The 21,624-nt window shown below is 38.6% G+C and carries 20 protein-coding genes; 4 read left to right on the top strand and 16 right to left on the bottom strand.

Features of this window, described 5'->3' with window-relative positions; translation table 11 throughout:
- Positions 1-3 precede the first annotated feature (3 nt).
- The 6 genes from DOK81_RS05835 to DOK81_RS05810 form a co-directional block, all read right to left on the bottom strand.
- Positions 4-1,947, bottom strand: a complete 1,944-nt coding sequence (locus DOK81_RS05835; RefSeq protein ID WP_206909262.1) for a PTS fructose transporter subunit IIABC — start codon at positions 1,945-1,947, stop codon at positions 4-6.
- Positions 1,948-2,147: 200 nt separating this feature from the next.
- On the bottom strand, positions 2,148-3,122 hold the full coding sequence (gene lacD, locus DOK81_RS05830) for a tagatose-bisphosphate aldolase (RefSeq protein ID WP_206909305.1): 975 nt from the start codon (positions 3,120-3,122) through the stop codon (positions 2,148-2,150).
- Between the two features lie 74 nt (positions 3,123-3,196).
- The gene (gene lacC / locus DOK81_RS05825) at positions 3,197-4,129 is read right to left on the bottom strand and encodes a tagatose-6-phosphate kinase (RefSeq protein WP_206909261.1); all 933 of its coding nucleotides are present in this window, start codon (positions 4,127-4,129) and stop codon (positions 3,197-3,199) included.
- Between the two features lie 15 nt (positions 4,130-4,144).
- Positions 4,145-4,660 (bottom strand): galactose-6-phosphate isomerase subunit LacB, encoded by a 516-nt coding sequence (lacB, locus tag DOK81_RS05820; protein ID WP_206909260.1) that lies wholly within the window; start codon positions 4,658-4,660, stop codon positions 4,145-4,147.
- Between the two features lie 23 nt (positions 4,661-4,683).
- A complete protein-coding gene (lacA, locus tag DOK81_RS05815) occupies positions 4,684-5,112 on the bottom strand; it encodes a galactose-6-phosphate isomerase subunit LacA (RefSeq protein WP_206909258.1) in 429 nt (142 codons plus the stop codon).
- Between the two features lie 17 nt (positions 5,113-5,129).
- Entirely contained in the window at positions 5,130-5,915 is a 786-nt protein-coding gene (locus DOK81_RS05810; RefSeq protein WP_206909256.1) for a DeoR/GlpR family DNA-binding transcription regulator, read from the bottom strand.
- Positions 5,916-6,086: 171 nt separating this feature from the next.
- On the opposite strand from DOK81_RS05810, the gene DOK81_RS05805 reads away from it, so the two are divergent.
- Genes DOK81_RS05805 through DOK81_RS05790 form a run of 4 tightly spaced genes read left to right on the top strand, consistent with a single transcriptional unit; the run spans position 6,087 to position 8,662 of the window.
- A complete protein-coding gene (locus tag DOK81_RS05805) occupies positions 6,087-6,572 on the top strand; it encodes a PTS sugar transporter subunit IIA (protein WP_206909254.1) in 486 nt (161 codons plus the stop codon).
- Positions 6,573-6,586: 14 nt separating this feature from the next.
- Positions 6,587-6,889 carry a PTS fructose transporter subunit IIB gene (locus DOK81_RS05800; protein WP_206909252.1) on the top strand — a complete coding sequence of 101 codons (303 nt, stop codon included), beginning with the start codon at positions 6,587-6,589 and terminating at the stop codon, positions 6,887-6,889.
- Positions 6,890-6,906: 17 nt separating this feature from the next.
- The gene (locus DOK81_RS05795) at positions 6,907-7,209 is read left to right on the top strand and encodes a PTS fructose transporter subunit IIB (protein ID WP_206909249.1); all 303 of its coding nucleotides are present in this window, start codon (positions 6,907-6,909) and stop codon (positions 7,207-7,209) included.
- A gap of 43 nt (positions 7,210-7,252) precedes the next feature.
- Positions 7,253-8,662: a PTS transporter subunit IIC gene (locus tag DOK81_RS05790; RefSeq protein WP_206909247.1), complete on the top strand. Its 1,410-nt coding sequence runs from the start codon at positions 7,253-7,255 to the stop codon at positions 8,660-8,662.
- Between the two features lie 121 nt (positions 8,663-8,783).
- Here the strand turns inward: DOK81_RS05790 and DOK81_RS05785 are convergent, their stop codons facing one another.
- The 10 genes from DOK81_RS05785 to purD form a co-directional block, all read right to left on the bottom strand.
- Positions 8,784-9,536 carry a DeoR/GlpR family DNA-binding transcription regulator gene (locus DOK81_RS05785; protein ID WP_206909245.1) on the bottom strand — a complete coding sequence of 251 codons (753 nt, stop codon included), beginning with the start codon at positions 9,534-9,536 and terminating at the stop codon, positions 8,784-8,786.
- A gap of 145 nt (positions 9,537-9,681) precedes the next feature.
- Positions 9,682-11,088 (bottom strand): dihydrolipoyl dehydrogenase, encoded by a 1,407-nt coding sequence (gene lpdA, locus DOK81_RS05780; RefSeq protein ID WP_206909243.1) that lies wholly within the window; start codon positions 11,086-11,088, stop codon positions 9,682-9,684.
- 7 nt (positions 11,089-11,095) lie between these two features.
- On the bottom strand, positions 11,096-12,721 hold the full coding sequence (locus DOK81_RS05775) for a dihydrolipoyllysine-residue acetyltransferase (protein ID WP_206909241.1): 1,626 nt from the start codon (positions 12,719-12,721) through the stop codon (positions 11,096-11,098).
- 19 nt (positions 12,722-12,740) lie between these two features.
- Positions 12,741-13,718, bottom strand: coding sequence for an alpha-ketoacid dehydrogenase subunit beta (locus tag DOK81_RS05770; protein WP_206909239.1), 978 nt, complete (start codon positions 13,716-13,718; stop codon positions 12,741-12,743).
- A 2-nt stretch (positions 13,719-13,720) separates the two neighbouring features.
- Positions 13,721-14,830, bottom strand: a complete 1,110-nt coding sequence (gene pdhA, locus DOK81_RS05765; protein WP_206899257.1) for a pyruvate dehydrogenase (acetyl-transferring) E1 component subunit alpha — start codon at positions 14,828-14,830, stop codon at positions 13,721-13,723.
- A 443-nt stretch (positions 14,831-15,273) separates the two neighbouring features.
- Positions 15,274-16,698 carry a PLP-dependent aminotransferase family protein gene (locus DOK81_RS05760; RefSeq protein WP_206909237.1) on the bottom strand — a complete coding sequence of 475 codons (1,425 nt, stop codon included), beginning with the start codon at positions 16,696-16,698 and terminating at the stop codon, positions 15,274-15,276.
- Positions 16,699-16,758: 60 nt separating this feature from the next.
- Positions 16,759-17,895, bottom strand: coding sequence for a UDP-N-acetylglucosamine 2-epimerase (non-hydrolyzing) (gene wecB / locus DOK81_RS05755; RefSeq protein ID WP_206909235.1), 1,137 nt, complete (start codon positions 17,893-17,895; stop codon positions 16,759-16,761).
- 176 nt (positions 17,896-18,071) lie between these two features.
- Positions 18,072-19,049 carry a GMP reductase gene (gene guaC, locus DOK81_RS05750; protein WP_067481199.1) on the bottom strand — a complete coding sequence of 326 codons (978 nt, stop codon included), beginning with the start codon at positions 19,047-19,049 and terminating at the stop codon, positions 18,072-18,074.
- A 274-nt stretch (positions 19,050-19,323) separates the two neighbouring features.
- Positions 19,324-20,238 carry an aldo/keto reductase gene (locus DOK81_RS05745; RefSeq protein ID WP_206909233.1) on the bottom strand — a complete coding sequence of 305 codons (915 nt, stop codon included), beginning with the start codon at positions 20,236-20,238 and terminating at the stop codon, positions 19,324-19,326.
- A gap of 78 nt (positions 20,239-20,316) precedes the next feature.
- On the bottom strand, positions 20,317-21,606 hold the full coding sequence (gene purD, locus DOK81_RS05740) for a phosphoribosylamine--glycine ligase (RefSeq protein WP_206909231.1): 1,290 nt from the start codon (positions 21,604-21,606) through the stop codon (positions 20,317-20,319).
- Positions 21,607-21,624 lie beyond the last annotated feature (18 nt).

Here is a 21,624-nt window from a genome sequence, read left to right as displayed (position 1 = left end):
ATGTTACATTTCGCTTAATAATTGATTAACAGCCGCTTTATTTGGTGCTTCCATCAACGCTTGACGAAAGTCGTCATCCATTAGTTTACGTGAAAGACGTTGGAGAATTTTTAAGTGCATATCTCCTTGGCTATTTTCCGGAACAGCGATCATGAAAATCAAATGTGCCGGTTCCCCATCAAGCGATTGCCAATCGATTCCTTGCTGACTTCTCGCAAAAGCAAGTGTTGGTTTTGTCACATAGGTTGATTTACCATGAGGGATTGCGATGCCCATTCCAATACCAGTTGTACTTTCATTTTCCCGAGTATAGATTGCTTGTTTAAACCCAGCTGCATCTGTAATGTGACCTGTTTTCCCTAAACGTTGGACTAGATCTTCAATAACGGTGTCTTTTGTCGTTTCAGTTGTGTCTAGAACAATCGTATCATCTGTCATGATTTCTGTAATTGAATCAAAGTTTGTTGAAGCAACTGGCGTTTTCATTTCTTCGCCTTCTACTTCGTCCAGACGCATTGCGCCATTTGATGTCGCAACAACTGGTGTTGCTTGTAAAGTTGGTTTCAAGATTCTTAACATTAAAACTGTTACTGCGATACCAGCAATCACTGCCACAAAGAACATTGCCACATGATCCACTGCACCCAACACAGCCACGATTGGTCCACCATGTGCAACATGGTCAGTTACACCTGAAAGCATTGCAATTACACTACCAGTCATTGCACCGATTACAATACTTGGAATAACACGTAGTGGATCAGTTGAAGCAAATGGAATCGCTCCTTCCGTGATACCAAATAATCCCATTGCTAGCGAAGCTTTTCCTGCTTCACGTTCAGTTTTTGTAAATTTCGTTTTCAAGATCAATGAAGCTAAACCTAACGCTAAAGGAGGAATACAAATCGCAACTGCAATTGGTCCCATGATGGAATAGTTTCCTTCAGCAATCAAGCCTGAGCCGAATAAGAACGCAACTTTGTTAAATGGTCCGCCCATGTCAAAGGCAATCATCGCACCAAGAATCATTGCTAAAACAACTTCACTGCCACCTTGCATACCTGCTAAGAATTGTGTCAATGAATTAAATAAAAGTGCAACTGGTTCACCAATAACATAGATGAAGACAAAGCCAACTGCCAACGAACCTAAAATAGGAATGACGATAATCGGCATAATAGATTGTAATGCTTTTGGTACAGGAATTTTTTTGATTCCTAAAGCAATAAATCCAGCTAAAAACCCTGTGATGATTCCGCCTAAGAAACCAGCGTTTGCATCACTTCCATATAGTGCACCATTAGCTGCCAACATTCCGCCAACAAACCCTGGGACTAAGCCCGGACGATCCGCGATACTTTGAGCAATAAACGCTGATAAAATGGGAACCATCAAGCCCATAGCGATACCGCCAATACTATTCATTGTCGCCCAGATCGTACCTTCTGGAATTTTGATTCCTTCTGGCGTTGCTGTTCCACCTAAAGTCAATGAAATTGCAATCAACAGCCCACCAGTCACCACGAACGGTACCATATAAGAAACACCATTCATCAAACTTTTATATACTTTTTTCCCTAATCCTTCTGTTTCGCCAGTGTTTTCAGCAGAAGCATCTGTCAGAGCGCTTTCAAAAACAGGCGCTTTTCCTGCTAAGATATCTTCAACCAATGTATTCGCATGATGGATACCATCTTGAACGCCGACATTGATTAGTGGTTTGCCTCCAAAACGTGATTTGTCCACTTTTGTATCTGCAGCAATAATGACGCCCGCTGCTTCTTTGATGTCACTTGCTGTAAGTTCATTCTCCACACCAATCGATCCGTGTGTTTCGACTTTTACTTCAACACCAAGTTCTTTCCCAGCTTTTTCTAAATTTTCAGCAGCCATATATGTATGGGCAATTCCAACTGGACAAGATGTGATTGCAACAATTTTTTTCATCTTTCTTCCACCTTTCTTTCTACTCACTTAGTATATAAAAACGGTTTCTTTTTATTAAGGACAAATTGATTCCGAAATAACGGAAATTTTTGTCATAAAGAAGTTACTCAAAAAATAAAAAAACTGTAGCAGATCACTTAATCGTCATCCCTACAGTTTTTTGATAAAATTTTACAAATACTTTGATCGTCAAACGCTGCCTATAATGAAACTGGTGTAGCTGTTTCTTTTAAGACAGTATTCAATGCTTCGATATTTTCTCGACCTGTTTGTTTTAACCATTTACGTGCAGCCGCTTCCCCCTCAGTGATGAAAGGTTCCACACCATTTGCCCAAGTTGCTCGACCACATAGGACACCATTAAATGTTGATCCTGCCGTTTTGGCAAAGCGTAATGTTTCTTGGAACAACTCGGCAGAGACTCCTGCACTCAAAAAGATAAAAGGTAACGAAGTTGCTTCTGTCTGTTCTTTGAAATAAGTTGCTGCTTCTGTCTGTGTATAAACGACTTCCCCAGCTGCATATCCTTCCACGTAATTCATATTAACTGGAACTTCTACTTTCAAGACATCCACTTGATAACGTTCACGAGAAAATTCCTTCATCATCTCAATCACTTTATGTGGTTTGACCTTGGCATACTCCAAAGATGTACTATCTGCATTCTCTGCATCATAAGAAACTAATTCCAAGAAAAATGGCAGTTCTTCTGCTTCGCATTCTGATCCGATTCGTTCAATAAATGCTTGTTTTCGTTGATTGATCTCGGTAGCTTCATCCACGTCGTAATATAATAAAAATTTACATGCATCCGCACCTTGTTCTTTTAACCGTTTGACTGACCAATCTGCTAAGAGATCTGGTAATCGTCCTGGAGTCGAAGCATCATAGCCTGTTTTTTCATAAGCCAAGAGTAACCCAGCACTTTCTGCACGTGCTTGAGCCGCTGGCAAGCCATATTCAGGATCCAGCAAAATAGCAGAAGCGTACGGAGTCAATTCTTCCGAAACGATTTTTTTAAAGTCTTCGATTTGCTCATCTGTTGCAGGTGTTTCTTGATATTTGGCAATCATTTTTTTCAACGCACCACGTTGGTCAATGGCTAATGCACTAATAATTTTATGTTCGTCCGTTAGTTGTGCGAGATATCCTTGTTTTCCTTTAGTTTCGATCATTGATTTTGCACCATCCTTGTTAAGTTTCATCAGCAGCCACTTTTACGACTACTGTGTTTTACCAAAATAAGTAATTAGACTTTCGAGACTTTGATTTGATTATATAAATGAGGAAAATTCACCAAGTTCACTTGACCAGTTACTGCTTCTTGGGCATTTAACATCCCTAAAACGTTAGCTATTTTTAATAATTCTTCTGCATTTTTCCCCTGTTGTAACGCATAAGTGATACCAGCAACGGTCGCATCTCCCGAACCAACTGGATTCACAACATCGATTTTGGGAATACTCACCTGATAAAAAGTATTTCCATGCTTGGCAAAAGCGCCTTGCGCGCCCAGTGAAACAATGATCCATTCGATTCCAGCAAAGCGTTCATTCCTCAATGCTTCTTTTAAAATCATTGGCTCATTGGTCACGTCCAACGCTAATAGTTCTGATAGCTCTTCCAGATTCGGTTTGATCACTGTTGGTTTTGACTCGCTTTCCAAAACAGCTTGCAAAGCTTGTCCTGAGCAATCTAATACGACTGGTTTCTTCTTTTGCTGACAAATCGACAACATTTCACGATAAAAATCAACAGGTAATCCTGCTGGTAAACTTCCGGAGAAACTCAGAATAGTCGCATCATCTACTAGCTGTTCAAAATGAACTAAAAAGTCTTCTGCTTCTGCAGCCGAGATGACCGGTCCTTGTTCTAAAATTTCTGTTTGTTTTCCTTCATGCAAAATGGCAATACAATTGCGCGTCTTTCCACTAATCGATGAAAACGCGTGTTTGATTCCTGCGTCAGTCAACTCATGTTGGATGGCCTCGCCTAGTTCTCCACCCAATAAACCACTTGCTAAGACATCAGCGCCTAATTGTTCTAAAACTCGCGTGACATTCAATCCTTTTCCACCAGCTGTCTTTCGCACTTTCGAGACACGATTGACTGTATCTAATTGGAAGTGTTCCAATGGATAAGAGATATCAATCGAGGGATTCATCGTGATCGTGACAATCATTTTCTTACCTCCACATTAATCGTGATACTCACCACGATCCCATTTTTCTAAAAACTCATCAAAGAAATGTTCATCTGCTTGCTCTGGGTGATTTTTTTCAACATGATCGATTTTTGCAATTAAGCGTTTGTTCTCAGGTGTTTCTTGGTATTCTGCTTGAATAAAAGCTTCAATGATATCACAAATCAAAAATTCTCCGGTAATTTTCCCTCCAAAACCAATCACATTCGCATTCAATTCTTCCTTCGCATAAATCGCACTTGTCATATCACGAACTAAAGCGGAACGAACGCCCGGAACTTTATTGACAGCATTATTAATCCCTACACCCGTCCCACATATACATACGCCTAAATCTGCTTCATGACTGACAACTGCTTCACCAACTTTTTTGCCATAAATCGGGTAATGTGTCCGTGTGAAATCATAGGTGCCCATATCAATGACTTCGTGTCCTTTTCCTTTTAAAAAATCTGAAACGGCAATTTTTACATCCGTAACAATGTGGTCACAACCAATAGCTATTTTCATGAGTACTTACCATCCTTTTCTTTTTAAGCCATTTTATTTAACATGTCTACGCGGATTTGGTGGCGTCCACCATCATAATCAGCTGCTAAAAATTCTTTGACAATATTTTTGGCTAATCCTTCACCAACGATCTCAGAGCCAATCGTAATCATTCGCGCATTATTATGTTCGCGTGTCATGTAAGCTGAACGTTCATCGGATACTTCCGCTGCTACCATGCCTTTGACTTTTGTCGCCGTCATAAAGCTCCCTGCGCCATAGCCATCAAACGCAATCCCAAGACTTCCTTCTTCAGCTAAAACCTCCATTGCTACAGCTAATGTTGATTCGATAAAATCACTCGAAGCGGTTTCACTTTTATCAACTACTTCAAAACCTTCTTTAAGCAAGTATTCTTTGATGGGTTCTTTCAATTTCATTCCTTGTTTATCTGATCCAATAATGATCTTCATTTTTACTCCTCCTCTAATCAATTAAAAATTTGAGTATACTGCTCATATTGCGTTTTTATTGTCTCTGAGATTGTGTGATCCGTAAAAAAACCATCGACTTCATTTAGTGAATAAAAATTATAAAAGTCGCTATGACCAAATTTATGTGCATCTCCTACTAAATATTTTTTGTGCGCTTTTTCCAAGACTAACTGCTGGAATTTTCCTTCCTCAATACTGAAAGTATAGACATGCTCGTTCAAAATCCCATTCACGCCGACAAATGCTTTTTCAATACTCAATTTTTGAATCGTCTCATTTGCCATGGAACCAACAAATGCACCTGTTTTCTTTCGAAAAGAACCACCTACTAAATACAACTCGAGGTCGTCTTTTTTCTCTAACAAATTAAAAACTGGCAAGCTGTTGGTAACGATTCGTAATGGTCCTTCTTGAATAAATCGGGTCATCAATTCGATTGTTGTTCCAGATCCTAAAAAAATCGTGTCCCCTGCCGAAATTTTTTTGGCAGCATTTTTAGCTATATACTTTTTTTCTTCTATACTGATTGCTTTTTTCTCAGTATGAGATAGCTCGATCCCTGTCAGTGGCTGTTCTTTTATCGTTATCGCAGATTCGGCATATCCCTTACTCTGTGCACCACCATGCACACGTTCGATTTTTCCTTGTTGGGCAAGCTCATCTAAATCACGACGAATTGTCATCTCTGATACTGGTAAATTTTTTTGGATCATTTTCACCGTAATGACACCAAACTGCTCACACAATTCTAAAATGGAACGTTGCCGTTCACTTTTCAACATAGGCACCACCTTTCCAACGACATAATAAAACATTTACAAACAAATATCAACACAAAAAAGCAAAAAAATGTTTATTTTCTTTTAAAAATACGCTTGACTTTCTTATGTAAGCGGTTATACTTTAGGTGTAATTGAGTTATCCAAACATTTTTAAACAAAGGAGGAGGAAATATGTCAACAACCACTACATTCTTTTTCCCCGAAACAACTTATGTTTCAAATAAACAAACTCAAACAGAAGTGTTCGAGGAAGTTTATCTAGATTTAGTAGAAAAGGGATTAGTTACTGAAGACTTTTTCGATAATTTAGTAGAAAGAGAGGCCAATTATCCAACGGGATTAGACTTATCACTCATCGATTCATCTTTGCCGGATATCGCAATCCCCCATACCGAGAGTGAATTCGTCAAAACAACTCGAATCGTCCCAATTAAATTAACGCATCCAATTTTATTTCATCATATGATTCGTCCATCAGACACTTTGGATGCTTCCTTTTTATTTATGATTTTAAATGAAAATGGTGCTGAACAAGCAGGGATGTTAGCGGACATCATGGACTTCATCAACTCTGTTGACAAAAAAGAGTTGACGAAATTTTTCTCATGCGAGGAACCAAAAGAAATCTATACTTTTTTAGAAAAGAATTTTAATTAGAGGAGTGTTTTAAAATGGTAAAAATTTTAGCTGCTTGTGGTGCTGGGGTTAATTCAAGTCATCAAATCAAATCTGCTTTAGAAAATGAACTAAGTAAACGTGGGTATCAAGTTTCTTGTGACGCTGTCATGATCAAAGATATCAATCAAGAAATGTTGTCTCATTATGATATTTTTGCACAAATCGCAAATACCGATCTTGGCTTCCCAGTCAACATCCCCGTTGTCGATGCAGGCGCAATTTTATATCGCATTCCTGCAATGGCTGAACCTGTTTATTCACAAATGGAACAAGCAATCCAATCTATCCAAAAATAAGAAAAGAGGAATTTCAAATGATTAAGATTTTAGCTGCTTGTGGCGCTGGGGTTAACTCAAGTCATCAAATCAAATCTGCTTTAGAAAATGAACTAAGCAAACGCGGATATCAAGTTTCTTGTGACGCTGTCATGATCAAAGATATCAATCAAGAAATGTTGTCTCATTATGATATTTTTGCACAAATCGCAAATACCGATCTTGGCTTCCCAATCAACATCCCCGTTGTCGATGCAGGCGCAATTTTATATCGCATTCCTGCAATGGCTGAACCTGTTTATTCACAAATGGAACAAGCAATCCAATCTATCCAAAAATGATACCTAAAAAAGAGTTTCAACTTGATATAAAGGAGAAAAGAGAATGAATGCAATTATTGATATCGCAAATACGATTTTCCAGCCTCTAATCAATTTAGGGGCTGCACCTTTGATGACCATTGTTTTGACACTGATTGCGCTATGCTTTAAAGTCAAGCCCACTCGCGCACTTGAAGGTGGGTTGAAATTAGGGATTGCCTTAACAGGGATCGGTGCAATCATTGGCATTTTAACCACCGCGTTTTCAGGTGCGATGGCTGATTTTGTTGAACGTACCGGCATTTCATTGAATATCACAGATGTAGGTTGGGCGCCTCTAGCAACTATTACTTGGGGTTCCCCTTATACTTTGTATTTCTTATTGATTATGGTTATTGTCAATGTCGTTATGTTATTTTTAAATAAAACAAATACATTAGATGTTGATATTTTTGATATTTGGCACTTGTCAATTGTTGGTCTATTCGCAATTTTCTGTGGAGCAAATCTATTGATTGCTACATTATTAGTTATTTTTATTGGCGTCTTAAAAATCATCAATTCTGATTTGATGAAACCAACCTTCAATGATTTGTTGAATGCACCGGATACAAACCCAATGACAACTACACATATGAATTATATGATGAATCCAATCATCATGGTTTTCGATAAGATTTTTGATAAAGTCTTCCCATGGTTAGATAAATACGATTTTGACGCTGCTAAATTAAATAGTAAAATCGGTTTCTGGGGATCAAAATTCGCTATCGGGATTTACTTAGGTATCTTCGTTGGCTTACTAGCTGGGCAAACACCAACTGAAATCTTCTCACTAGCATTCACTGCTGCAGTCTGTTTAGAACTATTTTCATTGATTGGCGCATGGTTCATTGCTGCTGTTGAACCTTTATCACAAGGAATAACCGACTTTGCTTCTAACAAATTAAAAGGTCGCACCATCAATATTGGTTTAGATTGGCCCTTTATTGCTGGTCGCGCAGAAATTTGGGCAGCTGCAAATGTATTAGCACCAATCATGTTGCTTGAAGCAATTGTCTTACCAGGAAATAAATTATTACCTTTAGGTGGTATTATCGCTATGGGAGTTACCCCAGCCTTATTAGTTGTGACACGCGGGAAATTGATTCGTATGATCGTCATTGGTGCAATCGAATTACCTCTATTCCTATGGTCAGGTACGTTGATTGCTCCATTTGTTACCGAAACTGCCAAAAAGGTTGGCGCATTCCCCGCTGGCCTAAGCGCTGATTCATTGATTTCCCACACTACGATGGAAGGCCCTGTAGAAAAATTCTTAGGCTATCTAGTTGGTAATGCTTCTCAAGGTCAAATCGAATTTATTCTCTATGCGATTCTAGCACTTGTCGCTTATCTATTGATTTTTGTTTGGTATGCACGTCAAATGAAAAAGAGAAATGCTGTTTACGCTGCCGAAAAAGCTGCTATGTAAAAGACAGATACTATAAAAAAGGAGAAGAACTCAATCTTGAGTTCTTCTCCTTTTATGATGTTTAGCAACTTAACAACCGCCTTTTTATCTTTCATCTAGTAAAAAAGATTTGCAAAAAAAGTTAAATAATCACCTGAACTTCTTTTTCCAGTTTTTGATACGTATCATAATCATCCTTATTCATCACAACTGCTGTAATATCTTTTAATCGATAGTAAGAATAAAAATCTTGTTTGCCCACCTTGGATGAATCAATCAATAAGTAGCGCTCGATCGAATTATCTAGAGCGATGGCTTGGGTTTGTCCTTCTTCGATTGTCGCAGTCATCACTTCATCATCTTTCACTGCATTGCTACTAAAGAATGCCTTATGAAAATGCATATCTTGTAACGTTTTGTTGGAAATTTCGCCAAAAAATGATTTGGTCAACTCCCGCATTTCTCCACCAACTAAGTATACTTTTAAATTTCCTTCTTTTTTACTCAACGTATTGAATACCGGCAAACAATTCGTTACCACGCGTAAACGTTCAAATTCCATAATTTCTGCCAATAATTCAATAGTCGTCCCAGGTCCCAGAAAAATCGTTTCCTCTTCTTTAATTAGTTGTACAGCCTTTTGCGCGATTTCCTTTTTCTCTTCACTATTAATAATTTGTTTGTCACGATGTGAAAGCTCCGCATGCTGGTAAACATTTAGACTCCGCGCGCCACCATGAACACGTTTGAGACGTCCGGCTTCTTCCAATTCTGTTAAATCTCGGCGGACAGTCATGTCAGAAACCGAGAGACGTTCGACAATCTCACTCACTTTAATCGTGCCCTTTTGATCTACTAAAGCTACAATCGCATTCCAACGTTCTTCTTTCAACATTTCAATCGCTCCGTTTACTATAATCTTTCTTCATTCTACGATAAAAAAAGTGTTATGTATAACAAAACTCTCTAATTTCCTTCTGTAATAAAAAAAGATGTACGACAGTTGTTGTCGTACATCTTAAAATTCATGAACCAATTTTTTAGATATGAATTGGTAACCCTAAAGCTAATTCCGCTGTATCCATTGTAATTTCACCAAGAGATGGATGTGGATGGATCGTTAAGGCAATATCTTCAGCATTCATGCCTGATTCAATTGCTAAAGCAAGTTCAGAAACCATGTCACTTGCTCCTACACCACCAATTTGTGCCCCAATAATCACGTGATCTTCGATTGTTGTTACCAATCGTAAGAATCCTTCTGTTTTGCCTAATGAAATAGCACGTCCATTACCTGCAAATGGGAATTTGAATGATTTAGCTTCAATACCAGCCTCTTTCGCTTCTGCGATTGTCATTCCAACACTTGCAAGTTCAGGATCAGTAAATGCAACAGCAGGCATTGCTTTGTAATCAACAGCTACTTTTTTACCAGAAATAGCTTCCGCTGCAATTTTTGCTTCATAACTTGCTTTGTGAGCAAGTGCTGCACCAGGAACAATATCCCCAATTGCAAAAATATTTGCAACATTTGTTCGACCTTGTTTGTCAACTGGGATCAAGCCGCGTTCACCAATTTCAACACCAGCTTGTTCCAATCCAAGATCATCCGTATTTGGACGACGACCAACTGTAACCATAACAAAGTCCGCTTCAACTAATTGTTCTTTACCATCTACTTCATATTTCACTGTCACACTGTCACCGTTATCAATTGCTTCTTTCGCCATTGCTGAAGTGACTACTGTAACATTTTTCTTTTTGAAATCATCGGTAACTAATTTAACCATGTCTTTTTCATACGTTGGTAAAATTGAAGGTGATCCTTCCAAAATTGTGACTTCTGATCCGAGGTTTGCATACGCCCCACCTAGTTCAGCACCGATGACACCGCCACCGATAATCACAAATTTCTTAGGAACTTCTTTCAAGTTTAACCCACCTGTCGAATCTAACACACGCCCACCAAACTTAAATCCTGGAATTTCGATTGGACGAGAACCAGTTGCAACGATGGCATTGTTAAATGAGTATGTTTGTGCAGAATCGGGATGAATAACACGCAAGGTGTGGTCATCTACAAAGAAAGCTTCTCCTTCGATGATTTCTACTTTATGTTTTTTAAGCAACATACCTACACCACTTGTCAGACTTTTGACAACTTGATTGTCTTTCCAATCTTGTGTCTTTGTAAAGTCTAACTCCACATCTTTACTTGTCACACCAAATAAAGATGAATCTAATGACTCTTGATAATGATGTCCGGCAGAAATCAAGGCTTTAGAAGGAATGCACCCTACATTCAAACACACTCCACCGATATACTCACGTTCAATAATGGCAACTTTTTGTCCCATTTCTGCGGCACGGATGGCAGCTACATAGCCGCCAGGTCCAGCACCGATTACAACTGTATCTAACTCAATGGCAAAATCTCCTACTACCATTTTCCACTCATCCTTCCATCAATAATAATTCTGGATCTGCTAATAAACGTTTGATGTTATTCATTGCTTTCTGTGCAGTTGCACCGTCAACGATTCGATGATCAAAGCTTAATGATAACTTCATCACGCGTCCAACAACGATTTCCCCTTCGCTATTCACAACTGGTTGTTGTGCAATTGTCCCAACACCTAAAATAGCTACTTCAGGATAATTGATAACTGGTGTGAACCAACCACCGCCAACAGAACCAATATTACTGATTGTAATGGAGCCGTCACGCATATCTTGGGCAGAAAGTTTACCATCATGCGCTAATGCTGCTTTTTCATTGATTTCATCAGCAATTGCAAACATACTCTTCATGTTTGCATCTTTGATGTTTGGTACATACAATCCGTGATCCGTATCAGTTGCAATACCGATATTGTAGTAATGTTTGTACACGATTTCTTGTGTTTTGTCATCGATTGACGCATTCAATACTGGGAATTTCTTCGCAGTTGCTGTCAATGCTTTGACAACATATGGTAAGAAAGTTAATTTCGTGCCGTTTTCAGCAGCAACATCTTTAAATTTCTTACGATGATCCCAAAGTTTTGAAACCTCAACATCATCATGTAAAGTGACATGCGGTGCTGTATGTTTACTATTAACCATCGCTTTAGCAATTGCTTTACGTGTTGGTGTTAATGCTTCACGAGTTTCACGTTCTGTTTGACCAGACTTGAACGCAGTTGGTTCTGTTTTTGGTGCTGCAGCTGGTGCCTCTGGCGTTGCTTTTGCAGCTGTTGGTGCTGCTTCTGGTGCAGTTGCTTGAACAGACGCGTCACCTGAAGCAAATTGATCGATATCTTCTTTCGTGATACGGCCACCTTTGCCAGTAGCAGTTACTTGTGAGATATCTACATCTTTTTCGCGAGCATATTGACGAACAGAAGGCATTGCAAGAATGCGTTTTGATTCATCTGCTGTCGCAACAACCGTTGACGTAGCCGTTTTCGTTTCTTGAGGAGCTGCCGCAACTGGTGTTTGTGCACTTGGTGCTGAAGATTGACTTGTGTTATGTCCTGGTGCATCGATTTCTACCAATACATCACCAACATTTGCTACAGTACCTTCTGGAACTAATACGTTTTTGACTGTTCCAGTAACAGGTGACGGAATTTCTTCAACTGATTTGTCATTTTGAACTTCCAGTAATGTATCATCTTCGTTGATTGTATCGCCTGCTTTAACGAACCATTTTACGATTTCGCCTTCCGCGATCCCTTCACCGATATCTGGTAATTTAAATTCAAAAATACCTTCACCAGAACCTTCTGCTGTTGGAATTGCAGCAGGAGATTCAGGCGTTTGTTCTTTAGCTGGTGCAGCTGGTGCGTCATCTTCATAACCAGGTGCGTCGATTTCTACCAACACATCACCAACATTTGCTACAGTACCTTCTGGAACTAATACATTTTTAACCGTCCCCGTGATAGGAGATGGAATCTCTTCAACTGATTTGTCATTTTGAACTTCTAATAGTGTATCGTCTTCATTGATCGTGTCGCCTGCTTTAACGAACCATTTTACGATTTCGCCTTCTGCAATTCCTTCACCGATATCCGGTAATTTAAATTGATAAGCCATGAATTTTCCCCTTCTTTTCTTAGAATTCTGCGATTTCTTTGACTTTTGCTTCAATGTCAGAAGCGTTTGGTAACCAAGCATTTTCTGCTTGACCAAATGGGAAGACAGTATCAGGTGCAGAAACACGTCCGATTGGTGCTTCTAAAGAAAGAATCGCGCGTTCTGAAATTTCAGAAATCACTTGTGCAGCAACGCCTGCTTGTCTTTGTGCTTCTTGAACAACAACTACACGACCTGTTTTTTCGACAGATTGAATAATTGTTTCAATGTCAAGAGGAGCAACTGTTCGTAAATCGATAATTTCAACCGAGATATTTTCTTGTGCTAATTTATCTGCAGCTTTGATTGCTTCACGAACCATTGCACCATAAGTGATGATTGAAATATCTGATCCTTCACGAGTTACTGCCGCTTTATCCAAAGGTACTTCATACGCTTCATCTGGCACTTCCTCACGGAAAGAACGATAAAGTTTCATATGTTCTAAGAAAACAACTGGATCGTTACTTCTGATGGAAGAAATCAATAAACCTTTTGCATCATAAGGATTTGATGGAATTACTACACGAATACCAGGTGATTGTGCAATCAATCCTTCCAAATTATCTGAGTGTAATTCTGGTGTATGCACACCGCCACCAAATGGTGAACGAATTGTGATTGGTAAGTTTCTTGTTCCACCCATACGGTAACGAGTACGTGCCATTTGTGCAACAACTTCGTCCATTGCTTCAAAAATGAAACCAAAAAATTGAATTTCAGGAACTGGACGGAAACCTTCTAAAGCTAAACCAAATCCAAGACCTGCAATCCCTGATTCTGCTAAAGGTGTATCGAACACACGATCTTCACCAAATTTTTCTTGCAATCCTTCTGTTGCACGGAAGACCCCTCCGTTTTTACCAACATCTTCACCAAAAATGACGACATTTTCATCATGTTCTAGTTCAAGTGCTAAAGCATCAGTGATTGCTTGAATCATTGTTTTTTGTGCCATGATTATTTCGACTCCTTCGCTTCATAGATTGCAATTTGTTCTTTGATTGTTTGTGGTGCTTCTTCAAACATATTCTTCAAGAAATCTGAAACTTTTTGTTTTGGTACTTTATCCGCTTCTGCAATCGCTGCTTTGATTTCTTCTTTTGTTTGTTCAATAACTTGTTCTTCTTTTTCTTCAGACCATAATCCTTTTTCAACTAGATAGTTGCGGAAACGAATCAACGGATCTTTCTTTTGCCACTCGCCATCCATCTCTTTTGAACGGTAACGTGTTGGATCATCTCCTGATAACGTATGTGGACCATAACGATACGTCAATGTTTCAATCAACACAGGACCTTTTCCGCTAATTGCCCAATCTCGAGCCATTTTTGAAACAGTGTAGACAGCTAATGGGTCCATTCCGTCAACTTGAATACCAGGAATTCCAGCCGCAACAGCTTTTTGTGCTAATGTTTTAGCAGCGGTTTGTTTTTCACGAGGTGTGGAAATTGCAAAACCGTTATTTTGAATATAGAAAACAGCATTTGCATGATAAGCACCTGCAAAGTTAATTGCTTCGTAGAAATCACCTTGTGAAGAACCGCCATCACCAGTGTAAGTGAAGACAACATTTTTCTTGTTACGTTTTTTCAAGCCTAGTGCTACACCAGCAGCTTGAACGTATTGTGCACCAATAATAATTTGTGGTGGTAGAGCTTTCAATTCTTCTGGATATAAATTACCAGCAACATGCCCACGAGACCATAAAAACGCTTGCGTTAATGGTAAGCCGTGTTGAACAAGTTGGGGAACATCACGATAACCAGGTAATAAAACATCTTCTTTATCAAAAGCAAATGCACTTGCAAGTTGGCTTGCTTCTTGCCCAGCTGTAGGCGCAAAGAATCCAAGACGTCCTTGACGGTTCAATGCTGTTGAACGTTGATCCAAGACACGTGACCAAACCATTTTTGTCATTAATTCAACTAATTCATCATCTGATAAATCAGGGATCAAATCTTCATTTACAACTTTTCCATCTTGATCAAGCGCTTGATAAACTGGAAAATCTGAATTGACTTCATCAAGTAAAGCCTGGAAGTCGATTGGTGCTTTTTTGTTTGCCATTTGTCACACATTCCTCTCTCGTCTATAAGAAATTCTCTTCTAGCTACGATTGAAACAGTAATATAATCTGTATCACTATTTAACCGGCTTCATACATAAATTATCATGTATCATGGAGAAACACAAGTTATAAGCCCATAAATTCACGATAATTTTTTGTAAAAATAATCCTTGCTACATCAACGATAGTGAATTGAATCACAAACAAGAAAGCGGTTTACATTTTACCTAAAAAAATCCTCCGTATTTTAATAGCAAAACATCGAGCTGTTTCTATTTATAAACCTTATTGTTACAACTTTTATATAAGTTTATTCTTGAAAATTTCTAGACTCGTGCATGATTTTACAAACAACTAATGAAGCTGTTATACCTTACCTCTGTAAAAAATTTCATCAACAAAAAAACAGCATAGAAAAATTTCTATGCTGTTACAATTTTCTTTATTTTTTTAACATCTCCGCTGCTTGGTTCATCAATTCACTAAATTTGGGTAATTCTTCTTCGGATAACCGACTAAAATTCAAACGTAGCCCATTTACTTCTTCTCCAAATAGTTGTGCCGGAGCAATTCCCAATCCTCGCGCAATTAATTCATCTGCTATTTCTGTTGATAATTGCTTGCCTTCCCAAGTCAACCAAGCATAGTAGCCACCTCTGATTGGATGCAATTTAAAAAAAGATTGTTGCTTCGACCAATCAATTAATTGTCGACTTCGCTTAGCTAGCTGTTTTCGCACCAACGACATTTTTGAAAGAAACGCTTCATCAAACACACTTGTTGCGAACATTTGCGAAACAATACTTAACGAAAATTCCATCATTTCTTGAGCATTGGCCAATCGAGCTATTAATGTTTCTGGACCTAATACCCAACCGATTTTCGTCGTTCGACCTAAAACACGTGACAAGGAACCAATATATAAGACATTATCTGGATCAAGCAAGCGAAGCGGTTGGGTCTCATTCATCTCTGAAAAAGAAAAGTCCGTAAAAACATCATCTTCAATGATTGGTAATTGGTAGCGACGACACAATTGCACAAGCGCCTCACGTCTTTTTTGGCTCATGACTTTTCCTGTTGGATTCTGAAAATTAGGATTGACTAAGACGGCTTTCACCTGATTTTTTAAAATCGATGATTCTAGCTGTTTTAACTCAATCCCTTCCTCATCCATCGTCACTCCAAAAAGGCGAATTCCCGCTGCTTTAAACAAAGGAAGACGATAGAAAAAAGAAGGGGATTCAACCGCGATTGCATCTCCTGATGACAAAATGGTTTGCAAAATCAAAAAAATAGCTTGCTGACCACCACCAGTGACTAAAAGCTGGTCCGCAGAAAAGTTCAACTGAAGTTCTTCTTTTAAGTATCCCGTGATTTTTTCTTTCAAAGGCAAGTAGCCATAGCGATTCATCCTTTTTTCTTCCATTAAGATATCTTCTAATGAATAAGCAGGAAATTGAAAATCAGGTAATAGCTCATTCGGCATTTCACTCGAATATAAATCAAGAAATGTACTCGTTTGTCTCTTACCACGATTGATTTTTTCTTCATAATGATTGATTGATTGCTCATATCGATGAGCAATCAATTGACGCCAATCAATTCTTGGAATAGAAAACTTGCCCCATTCCATTTGATTGACATAGCGACCACTGCCTTGTTTGCTTGTTAGGATTCCAAGCGCGCGTAACTCTTCCAACGCGTGAACTACGGTGGAACGATTCACCCCAAAAGCCTCTGCTAACTTCCGTTCCGAGGCTAGTCGCTCCCCTGGATTTAATTCTCCTTGCTCGATTTTCTGCATGATTTGATCCATCATTTGTCGATATGCAGGTCCTTGTGCCTTATCAATTTTTTGCCACATGAGATTTCCTCACTTACTTTTTATCTTAAAAAAATAGATAAATTTACGAAAAAATAAACTTTATTCAAAATCAGTTGGTCGGTTTTCTTCTGTATTAAAGTAATACGCCATTGCGTCTAAAATACGTTGGCTGGCTTGACCATCACCATACGGATTTGAAGCATGTGCCATTTCTTGATGGGCTTCTTTGTTTTCAAGTAAACGAGTTGTTTCTTCGTAAACAGTTGTTTCATCTGTTCCAACCATTTTCAAAGTCCCCGCCTTAACACCTTCTGGACGTTCTGTTGTATCACGCAAGACAAGTACCGGTACTCCAAGTGACGGCGCTTCTTCTTGGACACCACCAGAATCCGTCAAAATCAAATAACTTCGAGCTGCGAAATTATGAAAATCGACAACATCTAAAGGCTCAATCAATGATACATTACCCAAAGCCCCTAGAATATCCATTGCTTCTTCACGTACTTTCGGATTACGATGCATTGGAAAAATAAACTTCACTTCTGGATGTTCATTGGCAACGCGGGCAATCGCTTGGAACACTTGACGCATTGGTTGTCCAATATTTTCGCGGCGGTGCATCGTCACTAAGACTTGTTTGTCCTCTTTGGATACCGATAGATGTTCGCTCTGATACTCTTCATCAACCGTGTATTTCATTGCATCAATTGCAGTATTCCCAGTTACAAAAATAGCGTCTGTTGGATGATTTTCTTTTTCTAAGTTTTCTTTACTTTGACTTGTTGGTGCAAAATAAATATCACTTAAGACATCTGTCAATTGACGATTCATCTCTTCAGGAAATGGTGACCACTTATTCCAAGTTCGCAAACCTGCTTCCACGTGACCGACTTTGATTTGTTGATAGAAAGCTGCGGTTGCACTCGCATAAGTCGTTGTAGTATCTCCATGCACCAAAACAATGTCAGGTTGTTCTTCCAATAAAACAGGTGTTAAGTCATCAAGAATTCTCGAAGTAATCCCAGCTAATGTTTGTCCACCTTTCATCAAATTCAAATCATAATCAGGATCAATCTCAAATACTTCTAATACCTGGTCAAGCATTTCACGATGTTGTGCCGTAACAGCAACTTTTCCTATAAAGCGTTCATCTTTCGCAAGAGCTTTAACTAACGGTGCCATTTTAATTGCTTCTGGTCTAGTACCAAAAACAGATAATACTTTTATTTTTTTCATAATTTCAAGTCTCCTTTTCATTCCATCTTCTATTGTAGCTGAATTTTTGACAAAAAAGAAATAAAAATAACGAATTTTTTCGTAGCCTCTTTTCTAACCAATAAAAAAGAGCGCCAGACAAAGATTCATCTGACACTCTTCCTACTATTATTTGAGATTAAAAACACTTTGCTACTTTAAATTGTATCTCCATTAAAAATAGAGTTTTTCACAATTACATAATCGACTTTACGAATCGCTTCTAAGTCACGACCGCCTGCATAAGAAATTGAAGATTGTAAATCCTGTTGCATTTCAACTAATGTATCTTTTAGTGAACCTTTATGTTGAATCCAGATTTTCTTTCCTTCAACATTTTTCTTTTCACCTTTTTGGAATTCCGAAGCGGAGCCAAAATATTCTTTATAAACAACTCCGTTTTCGACTTTCGTTTCGCCTGGTGATTCTTCATGTCCAGCAAATAATGAACCAATCATAACCATCGTTGCACCAAAACGAACTGATTTTGCCACATCGCCGTGTGTCCGAATCCCTCCATCTGCGATAATTGGTTTACGAGCAGCTTTTGCACACCATCTTAATGCGGCTAACTGCCAGCCACCTGTTCCGAAACCTGTTTTGATTTTCGTGATACAAACTTTTCCTGGTCCGATGCCAACTTTGGTTGCATCAGCCCCAGCATTTTCTAATTCACGAACAGCTTCAGGCGTTCCCACATTTCCTGCAATCACAAATGTTTCGGGAAGATGTTTTTTTATATGTTGAATCATGTTAATTACTGAATTGGAATGCCCGTGAGCAATATCAATTGTGATGTAATCTGGTACTAGATTTTTTTGTGCTAATTCTTCAACGAAAGCATATTCGTTTTCTTTTACGCCTACGCTGATTGATGAGATATATCCTTCTTGTTTCATCTTTTTAATAAACGGGATACGTGCTTCTTCATCGAAACGATGCATAATATAAAAATAACCATTTTTTGCTAAAAATTCTGCGATTGATTCATCGATAATTGTTTGCATGTTCGCAGGTACTACTGGCATTTTAAATGAGTGCTTACCTAAAGTCACTGTTGTGTCACACTCTGATCGGCTATTTACGATACATTTATTCGGAATTAGTTGGATATCTTCGTAGTCAAATACTTTCATCAAATTGTCCTCCTAATGTTCAGTTCAGTAAAACACGAACATTCTTCGTTTTATTCGGGCTTTTTTCAGCGCCCTATGTAATTTAACTCAACTAAATAAAAAAATCAAGCCAAAACCATGAACATTTTACGAATAATTCGTTTTTTTAGTCTTTTTTCAATAAACGAGTCCGTTAAAAAGAGAAATGTTCGGAAAAAAGCAAAAAAAGGGATTGCTACTTTTGTAGCAATCCTTTTTTGTTTCCTATCGAATAACTGATACCGTTCGCCAAATTCTATGGCAAAATATTTCCTGCAGCCATGTACAAATCGTACCAATCTTCTCTTGTCAACACAACATCAGAAGCTTTTGCAATTTCTTCAATACGGCTAACATTCATGGTACCAGCAATCACTTGCATATTTGCTGGATGACGTAAGATCCAGGCTGAAGCTAAACCAGTTGGCGTCGTGTTATATTTTTCAGCCATTTCGCTCAGTTTTTGATTTAATTCTGGGAATTTTTCATTGCCGATAAAGACACCTTCAAAGAATCCATATTGATAAGGAGACCATGCTTGAATTGTCATGTCATGCACTCGTGAATAATCTAGTACACTGCCATCATGATCGATACTTGCAGGGTCTGTCATGTTTATATGAATTCCTTGATCAACCATTTCTGAATGCTTTAAGCCAAACTGCAATTGGTTAGCCACTAAAGGTTGACGTACTGATTTTTTCAATAGTTCAATTTGCATCGGTTTTTGATTGCTTACACCAAAATAGCGGACTTTCCCCGCTTTTTCTAATTCGTCAAAAGCTGCAGCAACCTCGTCAGGTTCGACTAATGTATCTGGTCGATGTAGCAATAAAGCATCTACATAATCCATTTTTAAACGTTTCAAGCTGCCCTCAACAGATGCGATGATGTGTTCTTTTGAAAAATCAAACATCACTCCTGGAACGATTCCACATTTTGTTTGAATAAATAAATCTTCACGCTTTAAAGAGGTCTTTGCCAAAGCATCTGCAAAAATTGATTCGCACTCACCATTTCCATAGATATCTGCATGATCAAAGAAATTGATTCCATTGTCATAAGCAGTTTCGATTGCCTTAACTGGATCTTTCGCACTATTGATGCGCATACAGCCAAGAATGACTGCGGAAACTGCGTGATTTACTGTTCCAAATTGAACCTGTTTCATTAAAAAACTCCTCCTTCTTTACACAATAAAAGTGTAGCACAACTTTTATGAAAAGGCTTTATCAAATCAAAAATATTTTTATCTTTTAGTCAATGATTTTCCTTCGACTACTTCCAACGCCTTGTTTCCAATATCATGACGATAGAACGTTTCAGTCGTGTCTTTTCTTTCAAGAACTTCATAAATCATTTTTTGTGCTTGCTCTAACGTTTTCGCTTTGGCTTCAACTAAATAGATCCGTCCACCATTTCCAACTAAACATCCTTCTTTTTCTGCCACACCTGCATAATACACCTGAACATGTGATTCATCAGAAAAATCTGGCAAACTCATCTCTGTTTCATACGTTGCTGGGTAACCTTCAGCAGCGACAACAACACCCACATGAAACTCATCTTGTGACCATTCTAATTCGATTGAGCGATTTTCTAGTAAATCATCTATCACTTGTGCAAAATCATTCACCAATCTTGGTAAAACAACTTGTGTTTCTGGGTCACCAAATCGAGCATTGAATTCAATCACTTTTGGGCCGTCAACAGTTGCAATCAACCCAGCATACAAGATCCCCGTGAAGGAACGGTCTTGTTCAACCATCCCTTGCGCCGCTGGTTTCAAAATCGTTTCAATAGCTTCATCAACCATCTTTTGTGAAATTTGTGGAACTGGTGAGTACGCACCCATTCCCCCGGTATTCGGCCCTTTATCCAAGTCGTATGCTCGTTTATGGTCTTGCGAAATTACCATGGGATAAACTTCTGTACCACGAACAAACGCTAAAAGCGAAAATTCTTCGCCAGCCAAAAACTCTTCAACTACAATTTGATTTCCACTTTCACCAAATCGATGACTCTTTAGCATATCTTTAGCAGCTTGTATTGCTTCTTCAATGGTCATTGCAACAACAACACCTTTACCAGCAGCTAACCCATCTGCTTTCACAACGATTGGTGCACCTTTTTCGTTGATATAAGCTATAGCCATTTCATAATCATTAAATGTTTGCGATTCAGCTGTCGGAATCTGACACTCTTTCATCAATTGTTTAGCAAAACTTTTGGATCCCTCAATCAACGCTGCGCGCTTTGTTGGTCCAAAAATTTTCAAATCTGCTGCTATAAAATCATCGACAATTCCATTTAACAAAGGAACTTCTGGTCCAACGAATGTCCAAGAAACACACTGCTCTTTTGCAAATGAGATGAGCGCATCATGATCTGTTTCTGCAATTGCGACTGGTTGAATATCATCTTTTTTCATTCCAGGGTTCCCCGGTGCGCAGTAGACTGTTTCAACTAACGGACTGTCCACCAGTTTTTTCCCAATTGCATGTTCACGACCGCCTGCACCAATAATCAAAATTTTCATGCGTTACTCCTTTTCCAC

This window comes from Enterococcus sp. DIV0660C, assembly GCF_017316125.1.
In the GTDB taxonomy this organism is placed as follows: Bacteria; Bacillota; Bacilli; order Lactobacillales; family Enterococcaceae; genus Enterococcus_B.
Note: the sequence above shows the minus strand (reverse complement) of the source record. Positions and strands in the feature narration are given on the sequence as shown.